Annotated in this window: 18 protein-coding genes; 11 read left to right on the forward strand and 7 right to left on the reverse strand. The window is 65.0% G+C overall.

The features are described from left to right. Positions 1–10 precede the first annotated feature (10 nt). Positions 11–1,675, reverse strand: a complete 1,665-nt coding sequence (ilvB, locus tag AC127K_RS06225) for a biosynthetic-type acetolactate synthase large subunit (protein WP_483721979.1) — start codon at positions 1,673–1,675, stop codon at positions 11–13. Between the two features lie 515 nt (positions 1,676–2,190). Here ilvB and AC127K_RS06230 point away from each other — a divergent pair. Next, positions 2,191–3,411: a DUF815 domain-containing protein gene (locus AC127K_RS06230; protein ID WP_483721980.1), complete on the forward strand. Its 1,221-nt coding sequence runs from the start codon at positions 2,191–2,193 to the stop codon at positions 3,409–3,411. Positions 3,412–3,782: 371 nt separating this feature from the next. Here AC127K_RS06230 and ilvA read toward each other — a convergent pair whose 3' ends face one another. Next, positions 3,783–4,988: a threonine ammonia-lyase gene (gene ilvA, locus AC127K_RS06235; RefSeq protein WP_483721981.1), complete on the reverse strand. Its 1,206-nt coding sequence runs from the start codon at positions 4,986–4,988 to the stop codon at positions 3,783–3,785. A 459-nt stretch (positions 4,989–5,447) separates the two neighbouring features. Here ilvA and kduI point away from each other — a divergent pair, with 459 nt between their 5' ends. Both kduI and AC127K_RS06245 read left to right on the forward strand, forming a co-directional pair. Then, positions 5,448–6,293 carry a 5-dehydro-4-deoxy-D-glucuronate isomerase gene (gene kduI / locus AC127K_RS06240; protein WP_483721982.1) on the forward strand — a complete coding sequence of 282 codons (846 nt, stop codon included), beginning with the start codon at positions 5,448–5,450 and terminating at the stop codon, positions 6,291–6,293. A 74-nt stretch (positions 6,294–6,367) separates the two neighbouring features. Next, complete coding sequence (locus AC127K_RS06245) at positions 6,368–7,177, forward strand: gluconate 5-dehydrogenase (protein ID WP_294541291.1); 810 nt, start codon at positions 6,368–6,370, stop codon at positions 7,175–7,177. Positions 7,178–7,240: 63 nt separating this feature from the next. Here the strand turns inward: AC127K_RS06245 and AC127K_RS06250 are convergent, their stop codons facing one another. Both AC127K_RS06250 and AC127K_RS06255 read right to left on the reverse strand, forming a co-directional pair. Further along, positions 7,241–7,468: a hypothetical protein gene (locus AC127K_RS06250; RefSeq protein WP_483721983.1), complete on the reverse strand. Its 228-nt coding sequence runs from the start codon at positions 7,466–7,468 to the stop codon at positions 7,241–7,243. Between the two features lie 145 nt (positions 7,469–7,613). Continuing rightward, positions 7,614–8,801, reverse strand: coding sequence for a pyridoxal phosphate-dependent aminotransferase (locus tag AC127K_RS06255; protein ID WP_483721984.1), 1,188 nt, complete (start codon positions 8,799–8,801; stop codon positions 7,614–7,616). A 153-nt stretch (positions 8,802–8,954) separates the two neighbouring features. On the opposite strand from AC127K_RS06255, the gene AC127K_RS06260 reads away from it, so the two are divergent. The 8 genes from AC127K_RS06260 to scfB all read left to right on the forward strand — a co-directional run bounded on the left by AC127K_RS06260 (position 8,955) and on the right by scfB (position 17,941). Continuing rightward, positions 8,955–9,872: a ribonuclease Z gene (locus tag AC127K_RS06260; RefSeq protein WP_483721985.1), complete on the forward strand. Its 918-nt coding sequence runs from the start codon at positions 8,955–8,957 to the stop codon at positions 9,870–9,872. After that, positions 9,869–10,219, forward strand: coding sequence for a NusG domain II-containing protein (locus tag AC127K_RS06265; RefSeq protein ID WP_483721986.1), 351 nt, complete (start codon positions 9,869–9,871; stop codon positions 10,217–10,219). The genes AC127K_RS06260 and AC127K_RS06265 overlap by 4 nt, the downstream gene beginning before the upstream one ends. 22 nt (positions 10,220–10,241) lie before the next feature. Beyond that, on the forward strand, positions 10,242–10,742 hold the full coding sequence (locus AC127K_RS06270; RefSeq protein ID WP_294541279.1) for a GNAT family N-acetyltransferase: 501 nt from the start codon (positions 10,242–10,244) through the stop codon (positions 10,740–10,742). Continuing rightward, positions 10,739–11,905 carry an exonuclease SbcCD subunit D gene (locus tag AC127K_RS06275; protein WP_483721987.1) on the forward strand — a complete coding sequence of 389 codons (1,167 nt, stop codon included), beginning with the start codon at positions 10,739–10,741 and terminating at the stop codon, positions 11,903–11,905. The genes AC127K_RS06270 and AC127K_RS06275 overlap by 4 nt, the downstream gene beginning before the upstream one ends. Continuing rightward, positions 11,902–14,709, forward strand: a complete 2,808-nt coding sequence (locus AC127K_RS06280; protein WP_483721988.1) for an AAA family ATPase — start codon at positions 11,902–11,904, stop codon at positions 14,707–14,709. The genes AC127K_RS06275 and AC127K_RS06280 overlap by 4 nt, the downstream gene beginning before the upstream one ends. A gap of 18 nt (positions 14,710–14,727) precedes the next feature. Continuing rightward, a complete protein-coding gene (locus AC127K_RS06285) occupies positions 14,728–16,176 on the forward strand; it encodes an aminotransferase class I/II-fold pyridoxal phosphate-dependent enzyme (protein WP_483721989.1) in 1,449 nt (482 codons plus the stop codon). A 59-nt stretch (positions 16,177–16,235) separates the two neighbouring features. Then, entirely contained in the window at positions 16,236–16,376 is a 141-nt protein-coding gene (gene scfA / locus AC127K_RS06290; protein ID WP_114000791.1) for a six-cysteine ranthipeptide SCIFF, read from the forward strand. A gap of 113 nt (positions 16,377–16,489) precedes the next feature. After that, positions 16,490–17,941, forward strand: coding sequence for a thioether cross-link-forming SCIFF peptide maturase (gene scfB, locus AC127K_RS06295; RefSeq protein WP_294541269.1), 1,452 nt, complete (start codon positions 16,490–16,492; stop codon positions 17,939–17,941). 620 nt (positions 17,942–18,561) lie between these two features. Here scfB and AC127K_RS06300 read toward each other — a convergent pair. From AC127K_RS06300 to AC127K_RS06310, 3 genes are all read right to left on the reverse strand, one after another. Further along, on the reverse strand, positions 18,562–19,050 hold the full coding sequence (locus AC127K_RS06300) for an HD domain-containing protein (RefSeq protein WP_483721991.1): 489 nt from the start codon (positions 19,048–19,050) through the stop codon (positions 18,562–18,564). 132 nt (positions 19,051–19,182) lie between these two features. Then, positions 19,183–20,163 carry a TIGR03943 family putative permease subunit gene (locus AC127K_RS06305; protein ID WP_483721993.1) on the reverse strand — a complete coding sequence of 327 codons (981 nt, stop codon included), beginning with the start codon at positions 20,161–20,163 and terminating at the stop codon, positions 19,183–19,185. 18 nt (positions 20,164–20,181) lie between these two features. Next, positions 20,182–21,369: a CobW family GTP-binding protein gene (locus AC127K_RS06310; protein WP_483721994.1), complete on the reverse strand. Its 1,188-nt coding sequence runs from the start codon at positions 21,367–21,369 to the stop codon at positions 20,182–20,184. Positions 21,370–21,408: the final 39 nt, after the last annotated feature.

Below are 21,408 nucleotides of genomic sequence, written 5' to 3' on the forward strand. Positions count from 1 at the left end.
GAGCCCTCCTTTATTCCATGATGATGTCGTTGATGTCGCCGCCGCCCGGGATCATGGGCAGCACCCGCTCGTCCTTGCCGATGCGGCAGTCGATCCAGGTGGGGCCGTCCTGCTTCATGGCGTCGGCCAGGGCCTCCCGGAATTCCGTCGGGTTGGTGGCCCGGTAGCCCTTGAGGCCGAAGCCCTCGGCCAGCTTGACGAAATCGGTGTGGCGGTGGGGGTCGGTGGCGGAGTAGCGCCCTTCATAGAAGCTGGTCTGCCACTGCCGGACCATGCCCAGCACCGAGTTGTTGAAGATGACGGTGATGATGGGCAGGTGGTAGCTCACGGCGGTGCAGGCTTCGTTGAGGTTCATGTGGAAGGAGCCGTCCCCGGTGAGCATGATCACCCGCTGGTCCCGGCCCAGGGCCATCTGGGCGCCGATGGCGGCGCCATAGCCGAAGCCCATGGTGCCCAGGCCGCCGCTGGTCAGGAACCCGCGGCTCTTGGTGTGGTGCAGGTACTGGGCCGCCCACATCTGGTGCTGGCCCACGTCGGTGACGTAAACGGCTTCCGGTCCGGCCTGACGGCAGAGCTCGTCAATGAGCTGGTGGGGCCGCAGTTCGGTCTCGCTGTCCAGGGGGTGGTAGTCCACCTTCTGCCAGGAGCGGATCTGTTCCATCCAGAGCTTGTGCTCGGTCTTGTTCACATAGGGCAGGATGGCCTGGAGCACATAGGCGGCGTCCCCGGCGATGCACAGGTCCACATCCACATTCTTGCCCATCTCGCTGGGGTCGATGTCGATCTGGATGATCCTGGCCTTGGAGGCGAAGGTGTCGGGGTTCAGGGCCACCCGGTCGGAGAAGCGGGTGCCCACGGCCAGGACCAGGTCGGCTTCCGCAATGGCCTTATTGGCCGCATAGCCGCCGTGCATGCCCAGCATGCCCAGGTTGTGGGGTTCGCCGTAGCCCAGCACCCCGGCGGCCATGAGGGTGTGGGTGGCGGGCATGCCCGCCTTGATGAGCAGGTCCCGCAGGGGCTGGCAGCCCGCCGCGCTGCGCACGCCGCCGCCGAAGTAGACGATGGGGCGCTGGGCCTGGTTGATCATCTCGGCGGCTTCCTTCACTTCCTCCTCATCCACCCGGGTGACGGTGCGGATGAGTTCGGGGGCCTTGGGGGTGAATTCGCATTTGTTGGCGGTGACATCCTTGGGGATGTCCACCAGCACCGGGCCCTTGCGGCCGCTCTGGGCGATGCGGAAGGCGCTGCGCATGGTGTCGGCCAGGTCCTCCACCCTGCGCACCGTGTAGTTGTGCTTGGTGATGGGCATGGTGATGCCCTCGATGTAGGCTTCCTGGAAGCTGTCCTTGCCGATGAGGCTGGTGGCCACGTTGCCGGTGAAGGCCACCATGGGCACGCTGTCCATGAAGGCGGTGGCGATGCCGGTGACCAGGTTGGTGGCGCCGGGGCCGCTGGTGGCCAGCACCACGCCGGTGCGGCCGGTGGCCCGGGCGTAGCCGTCCGCCGCGTGGGCGGCGCCCTGCTCGTGGGCAGTCAGAACGTTCTGTATTCTATCAGAACTTTTATACAATTCGTCATAAAGGTTCAGTACCGCGCCTCCGGGATAGCCGAAGATGGTATCAACGCCCTGTTCGACCAGAACTTCAACAAAGATCTGTGCGCCGGTCAGCAGCATGGTGGACAACTCCTTTCGTTCCTCTGGATTCCTCTTTTCGTATTTCTTACCCACGGGGCCGAACAACAAGCCCGTAAAGCGTAAAAAAAACAGCCTTTGTCCCCTGTTTCCAAGAGACAAAGGCCGTGTAGGCTCTCTGCGGTACCACTCTTCTTGGCATGGCGTCCATGCCCGCTCACTGGGCTTCTGACAAAGCCCCGCACGGTAACGGGTGCATCCGGGTCCGGTTACTGGACGTTCGCCGGGCCTGCTCCGGGATGACTTCGCGCCCTGCCTGCCCGCTGCCTTGCACCGGCCGGCAGCTCTCTGGTGGTGGTGTGGGGCGTTACTGGTTCCCATCGCTGCAGTTCAGCTGTTTAGCTAAGTAAAGTGTATATAGGATTGTACCGCAATTTTTACCCGATGTCAACAGGATTTTGGTAATTTTCACAAACCCTTGCGCACCGGCGGCTGAGCGTTTATACTGGGGTCAGCCTGCATTTGTCTGTTGGATGTACTAAAGGGGGAGTTTGTATATGACCATCCGTGACCTTTCGGTCCGTCTGGGTTCTCTGGTGGTATTGCGCGGGGTGCTGCGGGACGAAACCGTGGCCCGCTTCACCGCCATGCTACGGGCGGCGCTGGCCTATACCGGGGACGCCGCACCGCTGGCCGACGCCGTGGCCGGTTTTGAGGCGGCGCTTCTGCCCCGGGGGGAGAACTGGAGCCGGGTCCTGCTGGACCTGGTGCTCAATGACGACAACCTGTGCATCCGTCACAGCCAGACGCCCCAGGGCGCCGGAGAGGTGGCGGAGGGCAATCTGGCCCGGGACCTGAGCGTTTTGCAGGCGGCGGGGTCGCTGACCCTGGCGGACCTGCTGGCGCCGCTGGAAGGCGGGGATGCCCTGATGCACCAGATGCCCCTGCCCTGGAAGGTGGAGCCGGAGCTTGTCTATGCCAGGGAGTACGCGGCGCGGCGGCGGCAGGTGCCCCATGCGGGGTACGGGATCTTTGCCCGCTACCATGTCTTTACTTTGGAGGAAGGGGTGCTGACCCCGGTGCGGTACCCGGACCCCCAGCGGCTCAGCGAGCTGCCGGGGTATGAGCGGGAGCGCCAGAAGATCATCGAGAACACCAAGGCCCTGCTTTCGGGGCTGCCGGCGGCCAACGTGCTTTTGTACGGCGACGCGGGCACCGGCAAGTCCAGCACGGTGAAGGCCCTGGCCAATGAATTCCGGGGCGACGGGCTGCGGCTGGTGGAGATCAAGAAGCACCAGCTCTACCAGATGCCGGCGCTGATGGACGACCTGGCGGACAACCCTCTGAAGTTCATCCTTTTCATCGACGACCTGAGTTTTTCCTCCAACGACGACAACTTTGCCGCCCTGAAAGCCATTCTGGAAGGCAGCGTGGGCGGGCGCAGCCGCAACGTGGCGGTGTACGCCACCTCCAACCGGCGGCACCTGGTCAAGGAGACCATGTCCGACCGCACGGCGGGGGATGACATCCACGCGGGGGATACCCGCCAGGAGCTGATGAGCCTGTCCGCCCGGTTCGGGCTGACGGTGACCTTCCAGCGGCCGGACAAGGCGCTGTACGAGACCATCGTCATGGACCTTGCCGCCCGCTGCGGGGTGCAGATGCCCTCCGACCAGCTGATGATGCGGGCCGAAGCCTTCGCCCTGCGGGCCGGGGGCCGCAGTCCCCGGGTGGCCAAGCAGTTTGTGGAACTGCTGGCCGGCGGGGTGCAGCTGTAACCCTTATATTCGTTTGCGTCCCGGCGTATGCCGGGGCGTTTTTTGTTGCCAAGAACCTTCCGCAGCGGATTTTTAAATCCATTCCTTGCTCACCGGCCCCAGCCGGTGAGTAGGCCGTCGTAAGGTGGCCGCAGCTCAGCGGGGCAAGGTTCTTCACCCAACCAATGGCCGCTGTTCGCGGCCGGGTGATAGAGGAATCAACACTTCGTGTTGTTTTTCCTATCGTGCCGGACACGATAGGAAAAGCCGCAGCCCTGGTCGGCGTCCACCGCATCGAAACGGTGGCACTTTTTCGCTTCCTTTTTGGTGACAAAAAGGAAGGACTGAACGGCAGGCAGCCGTCTGCCCGCAAGCCAGGAAGTAAAATCGGGTTACGCCCTCTCGCTGACCAGCGCGAACCCTTCCTCCCGCAGCCGGGTCTTGATCTGCTCGATCTGGGCGGCGTCCCGGGTCTCCAGACCCAGTTTGAGGAAGCAGCTGGTGATGGCCATGTTGGTATCGCCCCGGTCGTGGTGGACCGATACGATGTTGGCCCCGCAGGCGGAAACGATATCCGAAACCTTCAGCAACTGGCCCGGTTTGTCCTCCAGGGCGATCATCAGGCTGGCGGTACGCCCGCTCATGATCAGGCCGCGGGTGATGACCCGGGACAGGATGTTCACGTCGATGTTGCCGCCGGACAGCAGGCACACCGTCTTTTTGCCCGCAATGGGCAGCTTGCCGAAGAGGGCCGCGGCCACCGGGGTGGCGCCGGCGCCCTCCGCCACCAGCTTCTGGTTCTCCATCAGGGCCAGGATGGCGGCGGCGATCTCGTCCTCGCTCACCGTGACGATGTCGTCCACATACTTCTGGATCAGTTCAAAGGTTTTCTCGCCCGGGGTCTTGACCGCGATGCCGTCGGCGAAGGTGTCCACCCGGTCCAGGGTCTCGTACACCCCGTCGTGGTAGGCCTGGTACATGCTGGCCGCACCCGCCGCCTGCACGCCGTAGATCTTCACCTCCGGGCGCAGGCTCTTCACCGCCATGGCCACCCCGGCGATCAGGCCGCCGCCCCCGATGGGCACGATGACCGCCTCCACGTCCGGCAGCTGGTCCAGGATCTCCAGCCCGATGCTGCCCTGTCCCGCCATGACCAGCTCATCGTCATAGGGGTGGATGAAGGTCATGCCGGTCTCCTTCTGCAGTTCCACCGCCCGGTCGTGGGCGTCATCATAGGTGCCCTTGACCAGTTCCACCCGGGCGCCCAGCCGCTTGGTGCTCTCCACCTTCATAATAGGAGCGCCGTCGGGCATGCACACCACGCTGGGAATGCCCAGCCGGGTAGCCGCCAGCGCCACGCCCTGGGCGTGGTTGCCCGCCGAGCAGGCAATGACCCCGTGGACCCGCTCTTCCTCGCTGAGCTGGCTGATCTTGTAATAGGCGCCCCGCAGTTTGAAGCTGCCGGTGACCTGCAGGTTCTCGGTCTTCAGATACAGTTCACTGTCGCTGTGCAGGCGTTCGGCCGCGATCAGGTCGGTGCGGCGGGCCACATCCCGCAGTACAAAGGCGGCATGATAGATCTTGTCGAGCGTGAGCATGGACGTCCTTCCCTTCCTTGGTTCCTGCCCGCCGCCCCCAAGAGTGCGGGAAAGCGGCCCGGCAGTTGCACCGGGCCGCTTTCCCGTCTCCCCTTTGAGGCGTCGAGCGTATGAGCATGATTATAGTTGAACGCAATTGATTTGTAAAGTGAATTCTATTCACCATGTACGCATACGGCGTGCAGACGTACAAAATCCGGTTTTCTTTTTGTGGAACCCGCCCAAAACTGTTTTTGCCCGGTCCCGGGCGGCCTCGTTTTTCCCGCCGGCCGCCGGCAGGGGGGATTTTTCCTCCTTTGTGCTTGTACGACAAACCAGCCAAAAAAACTGCCCCATTCTTGTGCTTGTATACACTTTTGCGCCGCCCCGGTTTCGTTTATAATAAGATTGTATACAAGGTCAGGAGGACAGTGTGTTCCCCCTTTCCCATCCGAAAAAACACAGGGAGGTCTTTGCCGCATGGATATCCGTTATTCCTGCAACCAGCGCGATTTTAAGCGTTACACCACCGAAGAGACCCGCAATGAGTTCCTCATCACCGGTCTGTACAAGGCCGACGAGGTCGTGGCCGTTTACTCTCATGTTGACCGCATGGTCACCCTGGGCTGCATGCCCGTGCATGAGACCGTGTCCATCGACAAGGGCATTGATGTCTGGGCCAACTTCGGCACCCATTATTTCCTGGAGCGCCGGGAAGTGGGCATGTTCAACATCGGCGAAGGCGCCGGCGTTGTCACCGCCGATGGCGTGGAATACCCCATGAACTACAAGGACTGCCTGTACATCACCCAGGGCACCAAGGAAGTCACCTTCCGCAGCGTGGACCCCGAAAAGCCGGCCAAGTTCTACATGGTGTCCGCCCCGGCCCACTGCCGCTATGAGACCAAGCTCATCACCATTGAGGAAGCGGCCAAGCGGCCCCTGGGCAGCCTGGAGACCTGCAACAAGCGCACCATCAACCAGTTCATCCATCCCAGCGTGCTCAAGACCTGCCAGCTGTCCATGGGCATGACCTGCCTGGAACCCGGCAGCAACTGGAACACCATGCCCAGCCACACCCACGAGCGCCGCATGGAGATCTACACCTACTTTGAGATCCCCGAAGGTCAGGCGGTCTTCCACATGATGGGCGAACCCACCGAGACCCGCCACATCCTGATGCACAACTACGACGCGGTGATCAGCCCGTCCTGGAGCATCCACAGCGGCGTGGGCACGTCCAACTACACCTTCATCTGGGCCATGGGCGGCGAGAACATGGAATTTGACGACATGGACAACATCGCCACCACCGACCTGCGCTGATTCTATCACCCCGGTTCCCGGCGCCGCTGCGCGGCGCCTTGAATACAATGCAACAAACAATGGGAGGTTTTAACATGTCTGTTTGCACTCCGAAATCTTTTGACCTGACCGGCAAGATCGCCCTGATCACCGGCGCTTCCTACGGCATCGGCTTTGCCATCGCCACCGCCATGGCCAACTGCGGCGCCACCATCGTCTTCAACGACATCAAGCAGGAACTGGTGGACAAGGGTCTGGCTGCCTACAAGGAAGCCGGCATCGACGCTCACGGCTACGTCTGCGACGTCACCGACGAGGACGCCGTCAACGCCTTCATCAAGAAGGTCACCGAAGAAGTGGGCCACATCAACATCCTGGTCAACAACGCCGGCATCATCAAGCGCATCCCCATGTGCGAGATGAGCGCTGCCCAGTTCCGTCAGGTCATCGACGTTGACCTGAACGCTCCCTTCATCGTCTCCAAGGCTGTCATCCCCGACATGATCGAGCAGGGCGGCGGCAAGATCATCAACATCTGCTCCATGATGAGCGAGCTGGGCCGTGAGACCGTCTCCGCCTACGCTGCTGCCAAGGGCGGCCTGAAGATGCTGACCAAGAACATCGCTTCCGAGTACGGCGCCTACAACATCCAGTGCAACGGCATCGGACCCGGCTACATCGCCACCCCGCAGACCGCTCCTCTGCGTGAGATCCAGCCCGACGGTTCCCGTCATCCCTTCGACCAGTTCATCGTCTCCAAGACCCCGGCCGGCCGCTGGGGCGAGGCGGAAGACCTGGGCGGCCCCGCCGTCTTCCTGGCTTCCGAAGCTTCCAACTTCGTCAACGGTCTGGTCCTGTACGTGGACGGCGGCATCCTGGCCTACATCGGCAAGCAGCCCGGCTGATCCCGCACACCTTTATCCCTCTGACACAAAAACAGCCGTTCCCGGCGGGGAACGGCTGTTTTTTTATTGCATCCCGCCCAGAATGGTACACACGTCCTCCGGGTCCAGCCGTTCCCCCACCCCGGGAGCGTGCAGCCGCAGCCACGCCTCCTGCACCGCGTCCTGGGCCAGGGCCTTGTCCCCGCCCAGCACGGCGGCGGCCACGGCGCAGAGGCGGGCATACCGGGCATGATACACCCGGGCCAGTGTTTCTTCTGCGGATTGCCGGTCCTTTCCGCCAGACAGTCCCATGTGCGCCCTCCTTTCCTGTGAGGTCCCTCACTTCCCGTACACCCTGCCCCGCCCTTTTGTGACAGGTTTTTCTTTTTTATTCTCAGAAACACAAAAAGCCGCTTTCCGGAACCTCTGCCCCGGAAAGCGGCTGCTGTTTTTCTGTTTACTTTTCGATTTCCGTGAGGATGCCGCTGTCGGCGATGGCCTGCACCGCCTGCCGGATGACCTCCTCGGTCAGGGTCAGGGCAAAACGGACATACCCTTCCCCCGAAGGCCCGAAGCTGGAACCGGGGGTGCAGATGACCCCGGCCTCCTGGATGAGGGCCATGCAGAAGTCCATGCTGCTGTGCCAGCCCGCGGGCAGGGGCGCCCAGACGAACATGCTGCCGTGGCTGTCCGGCACCGGCCAGCCGATGGACCGCAGCCCGCCGCACAGGGCATCCCGTCGGGCCTGGTAGACGCCGCACTGGGCGCGCACCCCGTCCAGGGGTCCTTCCAGGGCGGCCACGGCGGCCTTCTGGATGGGGGCGAACATGCCGAAGTCGATCTGGGTGCGCAGCTTCTTGCAGGCGGCCACCACGTCCGGCCGCCCCACCAGGAAGCTGATGCGGGCGCCGGTGACATTGAAGCTCTTGCTCAGGGAGAAGAACTCCACCGCCACCTCCTCGGCGCCGGGGGTGTTGAAGACGCTGTGGCCCACCGCGCCGTCAAAGATGATGTCGCTGTAGGCGTTGTCGTGCACCAGCAGGATGTTGTAGGTGCGGCAGAAATCCACGATCTCTTTGTACAGTTCCGGGGTGCCGATGCTGCCCACCGGGTTGGCGGGCAGAGAGACGATCATCAGCTTGGCCTTGCGGGCCACCTCTTCCGGGATGCTGTGCACGTCGGGCAGGAAGTTGTTTTCCGCCGTCAGGTGGTAGAACCAGGGCACACCCCCGCCCAGCCGCATGCCGGTCATGAAGACGGGGTAGCAGGGATCGGGCAGCAGCACGGTGTCCCCCTCGTTGAGCAGGGCCAGACCCAGGTGGCCGATGCCGTCCTGGCTGCCGGAAAAGCTCATCACCTTGTCCGGCGTGATGCCCTTGACCCCGAACCGGCGCTCATAGTAATGGCCCACGGCCTCCAGCATCTCGGGCAGGTCCCGCAGGGTGTACTTCCAGTTTTCGTCCTGGGCGGCGGCGTCCAGCAGCGCCTGCTTGATGTGGGGCGCGGGCGGAAAATCCGGTGTGCCCACCGAAAGATTGTACAGCGTGCGCCCTTCGGCTTCCAGGGCGATCTTCTTGTCGTTCAGTGCCGCAAAGATCTCCGGTCCGAACAGGTCCAGCCGCTTTGAAAATTCCATGGCTCCCATGGGTAAAAGCCCCCTCATTGCCTTTTTCAGGAAATTTTTGTCGGTTGTTTTATTGTAGCACTCTCCTCCCCGCCATGCAAGGGCGGCGGGTAGGCAGGGGCGGGCATCCGTGGTATAATAAGGTACAATTCCAAAAATGGGGAGGTGTCTGCCGTGGTACAGGCGATTCTTTTGGGCAGCGGGGCCACAAGGCCGCTGCCTGACCGGGCACTGGCGGCCTTGTGGCTGCAGACGGCCGGCCGGGGGCTGCTGTTCGATTGCGGGGAGGGCACCCAGGTGTCGGCCCAGCGGTACGGGGCGAGCCTGTACAAGCTGGACACCCTGCTGCTCACCCACTACCACGGGGACCATCTCTTCGGCCTGCCGGGGCTGCTGCAATCCATGGCGGCCCTGGGCCGCACCGACCCGGTGACGGTGGCCGGCCCCCCGGGGCTGGATACCGTTCTGGACGCGGTGCTGACCCTGGCAGGGCCGCTGCCCTTTGCCATCCGCCGTCATACCTTTGCGGAAGGCCGGGGCACCCTGGCCCTGTGCGGCGGGGCGAGCATCACCGCCTTTCCCGCCCTGCACCGGGTGCCCTGCTGCTCCTACCTGTATACCTTGCCCCGGGCCGGACGGTTTGACCCCGGCAAGGCCCGGGCCCTGGGCATTCCGGTGGCTCTCTGGCGGACCTTGCAGGCGGGCTGCCCCGCCGGGGGCTTCACCCCCGACCAGGTGCTGGGCCCCGCCCGCCGTGGACTGCGCATCCTCTATGCCACCGACACCGGCCCCACCGAGGAACTGTGCCGTCAGGCCCGGGGGGTGGACCTGCTCTGCATGGACGCCACCTACGCCGACGACGCCGACGCCCCCAAAGCGCGGCTGTACGGCCATGCCACCTGCGCCGAGGCCGGGACCCTGGCGGCACAGGCCGGCGTGCGGCGGCTGTGGCTGACCCATTACAGCGCCGCCGTCACCGACCCGGAACCGGGTCTGGCCGCCGCCCGGGCCCGTTTTCCCGGTGCGGAGGCGGGGTTCGACGGCAAGACCCTGACCCTCACCTTTGAAGACCCCGGAAAGGACATTCCATGAAAGCTTCCACCAGGCAAAACCTGATTTTTCTGGCCGTGGTGCTGGCCGTCATCGGCGGGCTGCTGTTCTGGCGGTACACCGCCCGACAGTCCGGCGGCGCCGGCACCGAAGCTGTGCTCCAGTACGGTGACCCCGCCCGGGAGATGCGCATTCCCCTGGACAAGGACGCCACCTATGACGTGGACACCGGATTTTACACCATTCATCTGCAGGTATGGGACGGGGGCATCGCTTTTGTGGACAGCCCCTGCCCCGACCATCTGTGCGAAGGGTTCGGCACCCTGCGCAGGGTGGGGGACTGGGCGGCCTGTCTGCCCGCCCGGGCCAGCCTGACCATCGTTGACTGACCGCAAACAGAAAGGACCAACCATGAACGCCACCTACAAACAAGTGACCAAAGCCCGCTACATCCGCCAGGTCAGCGACCTGGCCCGGGAGATCTTTGTACAGCATTACACCAAACTGACCCCCAAGGTCGCGGCCCAGCTGGCCGAGGCCTGGCAGAACGAGGACCTGACCGACGATGAGGTCCACTGCGGGGCGGTGAACTACTTCCTCATCTATCTGGGCAGCGAGGCGGTGGGCTATTTTGCCCTGGACCTGCGCCCGGTGGGGGCGGTGTGCATCAGCCGGCTGTTTCTGCTGGAAAAAGCCCGGGGCAGGGGCATCGGCCGGGGCGTGGTGGCCTACGCCCAGAAACTGGCCGAGGGCGACGGCCGCAGCCGGCTGTATATGCAGGTATGGGCCAAGGACCTGAAGGCCGAGGGCTTCTGCAAACGGTGCCGGTTCCGTCCCGCCGGGGTGGAACCGGTGGAGGTACTGCCCGGGGTGACCCTGGACATCAAGACATGGGAGAAACTGTGGCGATGAAATTTCTGCATCTTGGGGACCTGCACCTGGGCAAGCGGGTGAACGGGTTCGATTTTCTGGAGGACCAGCGCTATATCCTGGCCCAGATCCTGGACCTGTGCGGGGCGCAGGGCGTGGAGGCGGTGGTGCTGGCGGGGGACATCTATGACGCCGCCCTGCCCCCTGCCGGCGCCGTGACCCTGCTGGACTGGTTCCTGACCGAACTGACCGACAGAAACATCCAGGTGCTGGCGGTGTCCGGCAACCACGACAGCCCCGACCGCCTGGATTACGCTTCCGCCCTGCTGGCCCGCCAGGGCGTGCACATTGCGGGACGGTTCACCGGGAAGGTGCGGATCGCCGCGCTTTCCGGGGATGTCCCGGTGGAATTCTGCCTGCTGCCCTTTTTGCGTCCGGCCACCGTGCGCCATTACCTGCCGGACGAGGGCATCGTCAACCAGGACACCGCCGTGGCCGCCGCGCTGGCCACCCTGCCGCCCCGGCGCGACGGGGTCAGCCGGGTGCTGGTGGCGCACCAGACGGTCCTGGGCTGGGGCAGCGTGCCCCAGTGCGCGGGCAGCGAGAGCATTGCCGCCGAGATGAGCGGTGCGGATGTGAACATCGGCACCCTGGACGCGGTGAGCGCCGCCCGCTTTACCGAGAACGGCGGCTTCGACTATGTGGCCCTGGGCCACATCCACCGGCCCCAGACCGCCGGGGCGCCGAACATCCGGTATGCCGGTGCGCCCCTGTGCTACAGCCTGGACGAGGCCGGTGCTCAGAAGAGCGCCGTGCTGGTGACCTTGACCCCTGCCGGGGCCGAGACCGAACTGCTGCCCCTGCAGCCCCTGCGGGCCATGCGCCATCTGACCGGGCCCCTGGCCGAGCTCACCGACCCCGCCCGGGTCACCGACCCGGAGGACTACATCTGGGCCACCCTCACCGACGACACCCCCCAGCCCGACGCCATGGCGGTGCTGCGGGCGGCCTATCCCAACGCCATGCGGCTGGACTACGCCCCCCGGGGCGCCGCCCCGGACTGGCAGGCCGAGACCGCCGCGACGGTGCGCCGCAAGAGCTTTGAGGAGCTGTTCAGCGACTTTTTTGAACAGATGAACGGCCGCTCCCTCACCGAGGAGGAGCGCCACATCCTGAACGAGATGCGAGAGGAGGGACCCCTGTGAAACCGCTGCGTCTGACCCTGTGCGCCTTCGGTCCCTACGCGGGGCGCACCACCCTGGACCTGACCGGATTCGGGTCCGGGGGCCTGTTCCTCATCAGCGGGGACACCGGCGCGGGCAAGACCGCCCTGTTTGACGCCATCACCTACGCCCTGTACGGGGAGACCACCGGTGCCTACCGCTCCCCGGAAATGCTGCACAGCGATTTTGCCGACCCCAAAGAGGAGACCTTTGTGGAGCTGACCTTCTCCCACCGGGGCCGGACCTACACCGTGACCCGTTCCCCCGAACAGACCCGCAGGAAGCAGCGGGGAGAGGGCTTTACCACCGTTCCCGCCCGGGCCAGCCTGGTGCGCCAACCGGAAGAACCGGTGACCGGCACCCGGGCGGTGACCGGCGCCGTCTGCACCCTGCTGGGCATCGACGCCCGACAGTTTGCCCAGATCTCCATGATCGCCCAGAACGACTTTGCCCGCCTGCTCAACGCCTCCAGCGCCGAGCGGGCCGACATTCTGCGCCAGGTGTTTGACACCGGTGCGTACCAGAAACTGGGCATCAACATCCGCAACCGGGCCGCCGAGGCCGCCCGGCTCGCCGCAAACGCCGGCGACATGGTCCTTGCCCAGCTGAACCGGCTGGAGCCGGTGCCCGGAGCGCCGGAAAATGACGCCATCCGCGACATTATCAACGAGTTCGACCCGTACAAAGCGGTGGGAATCCCGCCCCTGGTCCGGGCGGAGATCGCCGCCGACGAGGCAGCCTGCCGCACCGGGGAAAAGACCCTGGCCCAGCGGGATGCCGCCGTAACCGCAGCCGCCGCCCGGGCCGAGGCCGCCCGACAGGCCGCCGCCCTGCGGGGCCGGCTGCAGGCCGCCGAGAAGGAGGCCGACCAGCTGCGGGCCCAGGCCCCCGCCCTGCGGGCGGACTGGGACAAGACCGAAGCCCGCCGGCCGGAGCTGGAGACCCTGGGGGCGCGCCTGTCCGCCCTGGACGAGCTGGTGCCCAAATACGAGGCTCTTTCCGCCGCCGGGGCCGCGGCCCTGACCGCACAAAAGAGTCTTGCCGCCGCCCGGACCGCCGAAGCCAAAGCCCGTCAGGCCGTCCAGACCTGGGAGCAGCGCAGGGCCGACACCGACAAGGCCCTGGCCGCCTGCGGGGAGCCGGAGGCAGAGGTGGCCCGCCAGGAAGCCCTGGAACAGACCGCCGAAGGCCTGCGCCGGGACTGTGATGCCCTGCTCACCGACTGGAACGTGTGGCAGCGGGCGGAGACCGAGTACACCGACCGGCAGACCGTCTATCTGGCCAAGCAGCGCACCGCCGACGAGACCGCCGCCCGCAGCGCCGACCTGCAGCGGCAGCTCAACGCCGCCCGGGCCGGCCTGCTGGCCCAGACCCTGCAGGAGGGCGCCCCCTGCCCCGTCTGCGGCGCCACCCATCACCCGGCCCCCGCCGCCCTGGACCCCGGCCATGTGACCGAGGCTGACTGTGAGGAGGCCGCCGCCCTGGCCGCCCGGGCCGCCCGCACCGCCGCCGACGCCAGCGTCAAGGCCGGACAGGCCGCCGCCCGCTGCAAGGTGCTGCGGGAAAATCTGTACAAAAGTGCCCACGACTTTTTTGGCAAACGGCACAAATTCTACGCCGGGGCCCCCGCCGCCCAGCTGGATGCTGCCGGCCTGCGGGCGGCTTTGTCCGACCAGTCCGCAGCCCTGGAACGGGGGCTGGCCCAGGTGCGGGCCGCCCTGCAGCAGGCCCGGACCCGGGCGGCCCGCCGCGCCCAACTGACCCGGCAGGCTGCCGCCCTGCAGACCCAGGGGCCGGAGCTGAACGCCGCCCTGACGGCAGCCCAGGCGGCCGCGGCCCGGGCCCAGGCGGACCTGGCGGCCGCCGAAGCCCGCCAGGAGGAGCTGCGCAAGGGTCTGCCCTACCCGGACCGGAAGGCCCTGACCCAGGAGCGCCGCCGGGTGGCCGGGGAGCGGGACGCCCTGAGCGCCGCCCTGAACACCGCCGGCCAGCAGCGCGCCGCCTTTGAGGCCCGCCTCAGCGAGGCCCAGGGCAGGGCCGGCGCCCTGAAAAAGGAGGCCGCTTCCGCCCAGGCGGCCCCCGACCCGGCAGCCGCCCAGGCCGAGCTGGAAAAGGTCCAGGCCGCCCGGGACGAACTGCGCCGCACCCTGCAGGTCACCACCCACCGGCTGGCCACCAACCGGGACGGTCTGGCCGCCCTGGAAAAGGCCCTGGCCGAGGCAGAGACCGCCCGGGCCCGTAGCGCCATGCTGGACAACCTCTCCCGCACCATCAACGGCAACCTGGCCGGCAAGCCCAAACTGCCCTTTGAGCAGTATGTGCAGGCCTTCTACTTTGACGGGGTGGTGGCCGCCGCCAACCGGCGGTTCAGCCGCATGACCGGCGGCCAGTACCGCCTTTTGCGGCACAGCGGCGGCAGCATCGCCGCCAAGACCGCCCTGGACCTGGATGTTTTCGACGCCTACACCGGCAAAAGCCGTCCGGTGGGCAGCCTTTCGGGCGGGGAGAGCTTCCTGGCCTCCCTGAGTCTGGCCCTGGGCATCAGCGACACCATCCAGCAGAACGCCGGCGGTGTGCAGGTAGATACCCTCTTCGTGGACGAGGGCTTCGGTACCCTGGACTCCGAGGCCCTGGAAAAAGCCATCGAGACCCTCACCGCGCTGGCCGGTTCGGACAAGCTGGTGGGCATCATCAGCCATGTGGAATCCCTGCAGGACCGGGTGCGCCGCAAGATCCTGGTGCACAAGACCCGCCAGGGCAGCTGCGTGGAAGTCCTCACCGATTGACCCCAAAGGAGGGTTTGTATGTCCCAATCCCTTTTGCAGGCGCAGCTGGAAGCCTGTGCCAGAGCCGCCTATCCCCTGCACATGCCGGGGCACAAGCGCCGGTGCGCCCCTGCCCCGGGGCTTTCCTGCGCGGCCTGGGACACCACCGAGGTCCCCGGCACCGACGACCTGCACGACGCCGACGGCATCCTGGCCCAGGCCATGGCCCGGGCCGCCGCCCTGTGGGGGTCCCGCCGCTGCTGGTTCCTGGTAGGCGGCAGCACCTGCGGGCTGCTGGCGGCCATCCGGGCCGCCGCCCCCTGGGGCAGCGAGATCCTCTGCGCCCGCAACTGCCACAAATCCGTCTACCACGCCATCGAGCTGTGCGGGCTGCGGCCGGTCTGGCTCACCCCGCCGGTGGACCGGGCCTTCGGGGTGTACGGCAGCCTCTCCCCCGCCACGGTGGCGGACGCCCTGGCCGCCCACCCCGGTGCGGCCTGCGTGGTGCTCACCAGCCCCACCTATGAGGGGGTCCTCAGCGACATAGCCGCCATTGCGGACCTCTGCCATGACCGGGGCATCCCCCTGGTGGTGGACGAGGCTCACGGCGCCCACTATCTGCCCGCCGCCGCGGAATACGGCTGGCAGGGCGGGGCGGTGGCGGCGGGGGCGGACCTGGTGGTCCAGAGCGCCCACAAGACCCTGCCCAGCCTGACCCAGACCGCCCTTTTGCAGCTGAACGGCACCCGCATCGACCCCGACGAGGTGGAGCGGCAGCTGGATGTGTTCGAGACCAGCTCCCCCTCCTATCCCCTGATGGTCAGCCTGGACGGCTGCGTTACCCAGATGGCGCAGGAGGGCCCCGCCCTCTTTGCCCCATGGCGGGAACGGCTGGACCGGTTTTCCGCCGCCGCAGCGTCCCTGAAGCACCTGCGGGTGCTCTGCCACGGCACCGACACCCTGGCCGCCCACCCCGGCTTTTTTGCCCATGACAGCGGCAAAATCCTCGTGAACGGGGCCGCCGCCGGACTGACCGGCGGGGAGATGGCCCGGATCCTGCGGACCGCCTACGGCTTTGAGACCGAGATGGCCTGCGGCTATAACCTGCTGGCCATGACCAGCGTCTGCGACGCCCCGGATGCCCTGGACCGTCTTGCCCGGGCCCTGCTGGCCCTGGACGCCCGGGCCGTTCCCGCCCCGGCGCCCGAGTCCCCGGGCCTCTGCCCGCCGGGGGAGGCCGTCTGCACCATTGCCCAGGCGGTGCGCCTGCCCCGCCGGGAACAGCCCCTGGCCGAAGCCGAAGGCGCCGTGGCCGCCGAGTACGTCTGGGCTTACCCGCCAGGGGTGCCCCTGATCGCCCCCGGGGAGCGGGTGACCCCGGCCTTTGTTTCCGCCTGCGCTGCCCTGGAAGAAGCCGGCACTGCCCTGCACCACACCGTGGCCAGAACACCGGGCACGCTGGCCGTCTGCCACCCCGCCAAGCCTTGACAACCCTGCGGCGCCCGTGTACAATAAAACCATACCAATATAAAAGGGGTGACTGTTTTATGAAGCACATCCAGACTCTGAACACCCGTGACATGGCCAAGAGCCTGCAGAACGGCGGTTGCGGCGAGTGCCAGACTTCCTGCCAGAGCGCCTGCAAGACCAGCTGCGGCATTGCCAACCAGCCCTGCGAAAAGAAGTAATCTTTTTTCTGGCTTGTCTGCCGGGACATCCCCCTGCTTTCGCGCGGGGTTGTTCCGGCATTTTGTTTGCACACACGCACTTTGCGTTTTTGAAAAAGAGTAAGGGGTTTCCAATGATCCATCAGTACAAATTGAACGGCTACAACATCGTGGTGGACGTGTACAGCGGCAGCGTGCACGCGGTGGACGACGTGGCCTACGACGCCATCGCCCTTGTGGATGCCGGGGTTGCCCGGGACGCAGCCATCGAACAGCTGGCCGCCAAGTATGCGGACCACCCGGAAGTGACCCGGGAAGACATCCAGGACTGCTTTGCGGACATCGATGAGCTCACCGCCGCCGGACAGCTGTTCGCCCCGGACATCTACGCCGACCACGCCTTTGACTTCAAGAACCGGTCCACGGTGGTCAAGGCCCTGTGCCTGCATGTGGCCCACACCTGCAACCTGAACTGCGAGTACTGTTTTGCGGCCCAGGGCAAGTTCCACGGCGAGGCGGGTCTCATGAGCTTTGAGACCGGCAAGCGGGCGCTGGATTTCCTCATCGAGCATTCCGGCACCCGCCACAACCTGGAAGTGGACTTTTTCGGCGGCGAACCGCTGATGAACTTTGAAGTCTGCAAGCAGCTGGTGGCCTACGCCCGCAGCATCGAGAAGGAAAAGGGCAAGAATTTCCGCTTCACCCTGACCACCAACGGCATCGGCATCACCGACGAGGTCATCGAGTGGGCCAACAAGGAATGCTACAATGTGGTTTTGTCCCTGGACGGCCGCAAGGAGGTCAACGACCGGTTCCGCAAGGACCTGGCGGGCAACGGCAGCTACGACCGCATCGTGCCCAAGTTCCAGAAGCTGGTCAAGGCCCGGGGCGGCAAGGGCTATTACATGCGGGGCACCTTCACCCACTACAACACCGACTTCACCAACGATCTGTTCCACATGGCCGACGATCTGGGCTTTGCGGAGCTGTCCATGGAGCCGGTGGTGGCCAAGCCCGGTGACCCGGAAGCCCTGACCGAGGCCGACCTGCCGGTGCTGTTTGACCAGTACGAGCTGCTGGCCAAGGACATGCTCCGCCGGGAGAAGGCGGGCAAGCCCATCACCTTCTACCATTACATCCTGGACCTGGAGCACGGCCCCTGCATCTACAAGCGGATCTCCGGCTGCGGGTCCGGCACCGAGTACATGGCCGTGACCCCCTGGGGCGACCTGTACCCCTGCCACCAGTTCGTGGGCGACCCGGCCTACAAGCTGGGCGACATCTGGAACGGGGTGACCAACACCGCTTTGCGGGACGAGTTCAAGATGTGCAACGTCTATGCCCGCCCGGACTGCAAGGATTGCTGGGCCCGTCTGTACTGCGCCGGCGGCTGTGCCGCCAACGCCCTGCACGCCACCGGGGACATCCACGGGGTGTATGAGTACGGCTGTCAGGTCTTCCGCAAGCGCATCGAGTGCGCGCTGATGATCAAGGTGGCGGAGAGCCTGGACCCCGAGCTGGCCAAGAATGCCGCCCCGGCGCCTGCCCAGGACGACTGCGACGGCTGCAGCAGCTGTGCGGACTGATTTCCAAACAAAAAAAGAGGTTTCCCCCTGGTTTATGAGGGGAACCTCTTTTTTTGTTTGCTGTTTTCGGGAAGATGGTGTTCCTTGCCGGGGGAACGGCATCTTGCCGTTTAGTCCTTCCTTTTCGTGCCCGAAAAGGAAGCGAAAAGGGCCCGCCGTTCCGATGCGGCGGCCGCCGGCTGGGGCTGCGGCCCCAGACCCCGAGATGCGGCCACCTGACGACGGCCTATTCACCGGCCTGGGGGCCGGTGAACAAGGAAGGAATTTAAAACCATTTCCCGCAAGCTGCTGCTATTGGCAGGCTATGGGTTGCCAGCTGCTTTCCCGTACGGATTTTAAAAAATTTTCCTTGCTCAGGCCCCCCAGGGCCTGAGTAGGCCGTCGTAAGGTGGCCGCACTCCCCGGGTCCAGGGCCGCAGCCCTGGTCGGCGTCCACCGCCTCGAAACGGTGGCGGTTTTTCGGTTCCTTTTTGACGCCAAAAAGGAACAACTCTCCCGCAAGCTCCCGCTTGCCAAAAAAAGAACGTCTCCCCCGCAAGCACCCGCTTGCCGGAACCCGGCAGCCTCCCGTCTGCCAAAAAAGCAAAGCCCCCGGCATCACTGCCAGGGACTAATAAGATTTATTTGCTTCTTGCCAGCGCCGGCCGCAGACGGCGGGTGCGGGTGTAGACCATCTCCTGCACCGCACACATCTTGTCGGCCAGACAGACCAGCCAGGCTTCGGTGCAGGCCGGGGGCACCGGGGTCAGGGGGAACATGTGGCGCAGGATCACGTTCTGTTCCACCTCGTCCAGGTCCCAGTCCTGCAACGCGTTCTTCAACGCCGTGCGGGGATGGGTGAACCCGTGCAGGCGGTGGCTGTCGTCCTTTTCGTGCCAGTCATACAGGAAGTAGTCGTGGAGCAGGGCACCGCGGATCAGGCTTTCCCGGTCCACCTGTACCCCGAAAGCATCGGCCAGACGGCAGCTCAGCGCCGCCACCCGGACACAGTGTTCGTACACACTCACCCCGCCATGCTGGATAAAGTCATGGGTGCGGGCGTAGCGGCCTTCGCGCTCCAGACGCTTGGCCACGGCGGAAATTTCAAGAGCCAGGTTGGTCACCTGCATCGGCGTTCCTCCTTTGTAAGGTCCGTCATCGGGAAAAGCCAACATTCATTCCATTAGCTATTATACAGGCCCCGGCCGCCTTTGCAAGCACCCAACTGTAAAATGTTTGTTAAATCGGCGTTTTTTGGCCAATCAGCTGAACATGACCACATCTTCCACCGGTTTTTCGGCAGGTTCCACAGCCAGGGCGGTGAGCACCGGACCGGTGGAGTCGGGGGTCTGGCCCTTGTAGATGGGATGGAACTTGATGGCCACCTTGGCGGTCAGGGTGATCCAGTCCCGCTGTTTCAGGGTCTTGTAGGCGTCGTACTTGCAGGGGAAGCCCACAAACTGGATGTCCTGCACGCAGCAGGTCATGGCGAACCGCCCGGGCACGAAAGAATCCTTGCCCGCCCGGGAAGTCTGGCACACCTGGGCCAGGAACTTCACCGTCTTGCCGTTGTATTTGTCCGGCTCGTCCATGCAGTCCATATACCAGATGCCGAAAAACTCCGCCGGGATCTCGATGACCGGGGCGTTCACGTCAAAGGGCAGGGGGTCGGGGATATCATCGTAGGCCACCGAGCCGTCCTTGAACTCGTAGGCGATGTCACACCGGCGGCTGGCCTGCCGCACCAGCTTGTGGATGAGCTGGCGGCTCTCGTCGTCGTTCACCGCCTCCGCCCGGTTGACCACCAGCAGCTCGCTGGTGCGCAGCTTGTCCAGCAGCAGGGACCGCATGGCGTTGTCCCCGGCATAGGTCTTGATGGTGGTGCCGTCGGCGGTGGCCAGACACTGGTAGATCACCCAGTTGGCCGGCAGGGCGTCCGCCAGGTCCTGGATGAGCCACATGCCGTTGTACTCGATGATGACCCGGCCGCAGCCGCTCTTGGCGGCCAGACGGGTCAGGTTCTGCTGGTTCAGCTCCGCCTTGTCGCTGATATATTCGACGGTCACCCCGCCGAAGGCGAAACGGTCGGGGTCGTACTCTTCCTCGCCGTCCTCGCAGATGAGCAGCAGGGTCTTGTCCCCCGAATCAAACTGCTCGTCCTCCATGGTCTCCTGGATGAACTTGGTCTTGCCGCTCTCCAGCATGCCCACAAAGAGGTATACGGGGATCTGTTTGCTTGCCATGGTGTACCCCTTTCCTGCTTACAGGCCGAACAGTTCCGCCAGACCCTGCTCGTCCAGGCCGGAGCCGATGACGCACAGCTTGCCGGTGACGTCGGGGCTGCCGGTGCGGATCTCATGCTCGCCGGGGACCATGTCGAACTCATACCAGGTGCTGCCGCCGTCCACGATGCCCTTGGCCCGCAGCACGCTGCCGTACTTGCCGGTATCCAGGGCGGTGAGGGCCGCTTCCAGCTCTTCCTTGGTGTAGTGGCGGGCGGTCTCCCGGCCCCAGCTCACGAACACCTCGTCGGCGTCGTGGTCATGGTGATGATGGCCGCAGCTGCACACACCATGCTCATCGTAATGATGCTCGTGGTGCTCATGGTCGTGATGGCAGCATTCGTGGTCGTGTTCCTCATGGTCGTGGTCATGGTGACAGCACTCGTGGTCATGTTCCTCGTGGTCATGATCGTGATGATGGCAGCACTCGCCCTCCTCATGGTCATGATCGTGATGGTGGCAGCACTCACCGTCGTGGTGATGGTGGTGATGATGGTGCTCGTCCTCCCCGGCATGGGCCTCGTTGGCGGCCTGGGCCTGCTCGATGAGCTCGGCCACCAGGTCCCGCTTGCCATCCATGACCGCCACGATCTGCTTGCCGTTCAGGGCGGCCCAGTCGGTGGTGACGATAGTGGCGGTGGGGTTCTTTTCCTGCAGCAGGGCCACGGCCTTGGCCACCTTGGCCTCGTCGGCGTTGCCGGTGCGGCTGAGGATCAGGCAGGAAGCATGGCTGACCTGGTCGTCATAGAACTCGCCGAAGTTCTTCATATACATCTTGACCTTGTTCACGTCGGCCACGGTGACAAAGCTGTTCAGGGTGACGGGCAGGGTCTCGGCCACGCCCTCCACGGCCCGGGTCACGTCGGACAGCTTGCCCACGCCGGAAGGCTCGATGAGGATGCGGTCGGGATGGTAGGTCTCCACCACCTTTTTCAGGGCTTCCCGGAAGTCGCCCACCAGGGAGCAGCAGATGCAGCCGGAGTTCAGCTCGTTGACCTGGATGCCCGCCTCCCGCATGAAGCCGCCGTCGATGCCGATCTCACCGAATTCGTTCTCGATGAGCACCAGCTTTTCGCCGCCGAAGGCTTCCTGGATCAGCTTCTTGATGAGTGTGGTCTTGCCGGCGCCCAGAAAGCCGGAGAAAATATCGATCTTGGTCTTGTTCATATTCAATCAACCTCTGTTTTCTGTTACAGTGAAAGGGCG

It is taken from the genome of Subdoligranulum sp. DSM 23681 (genome assembly GCF_057005535.1).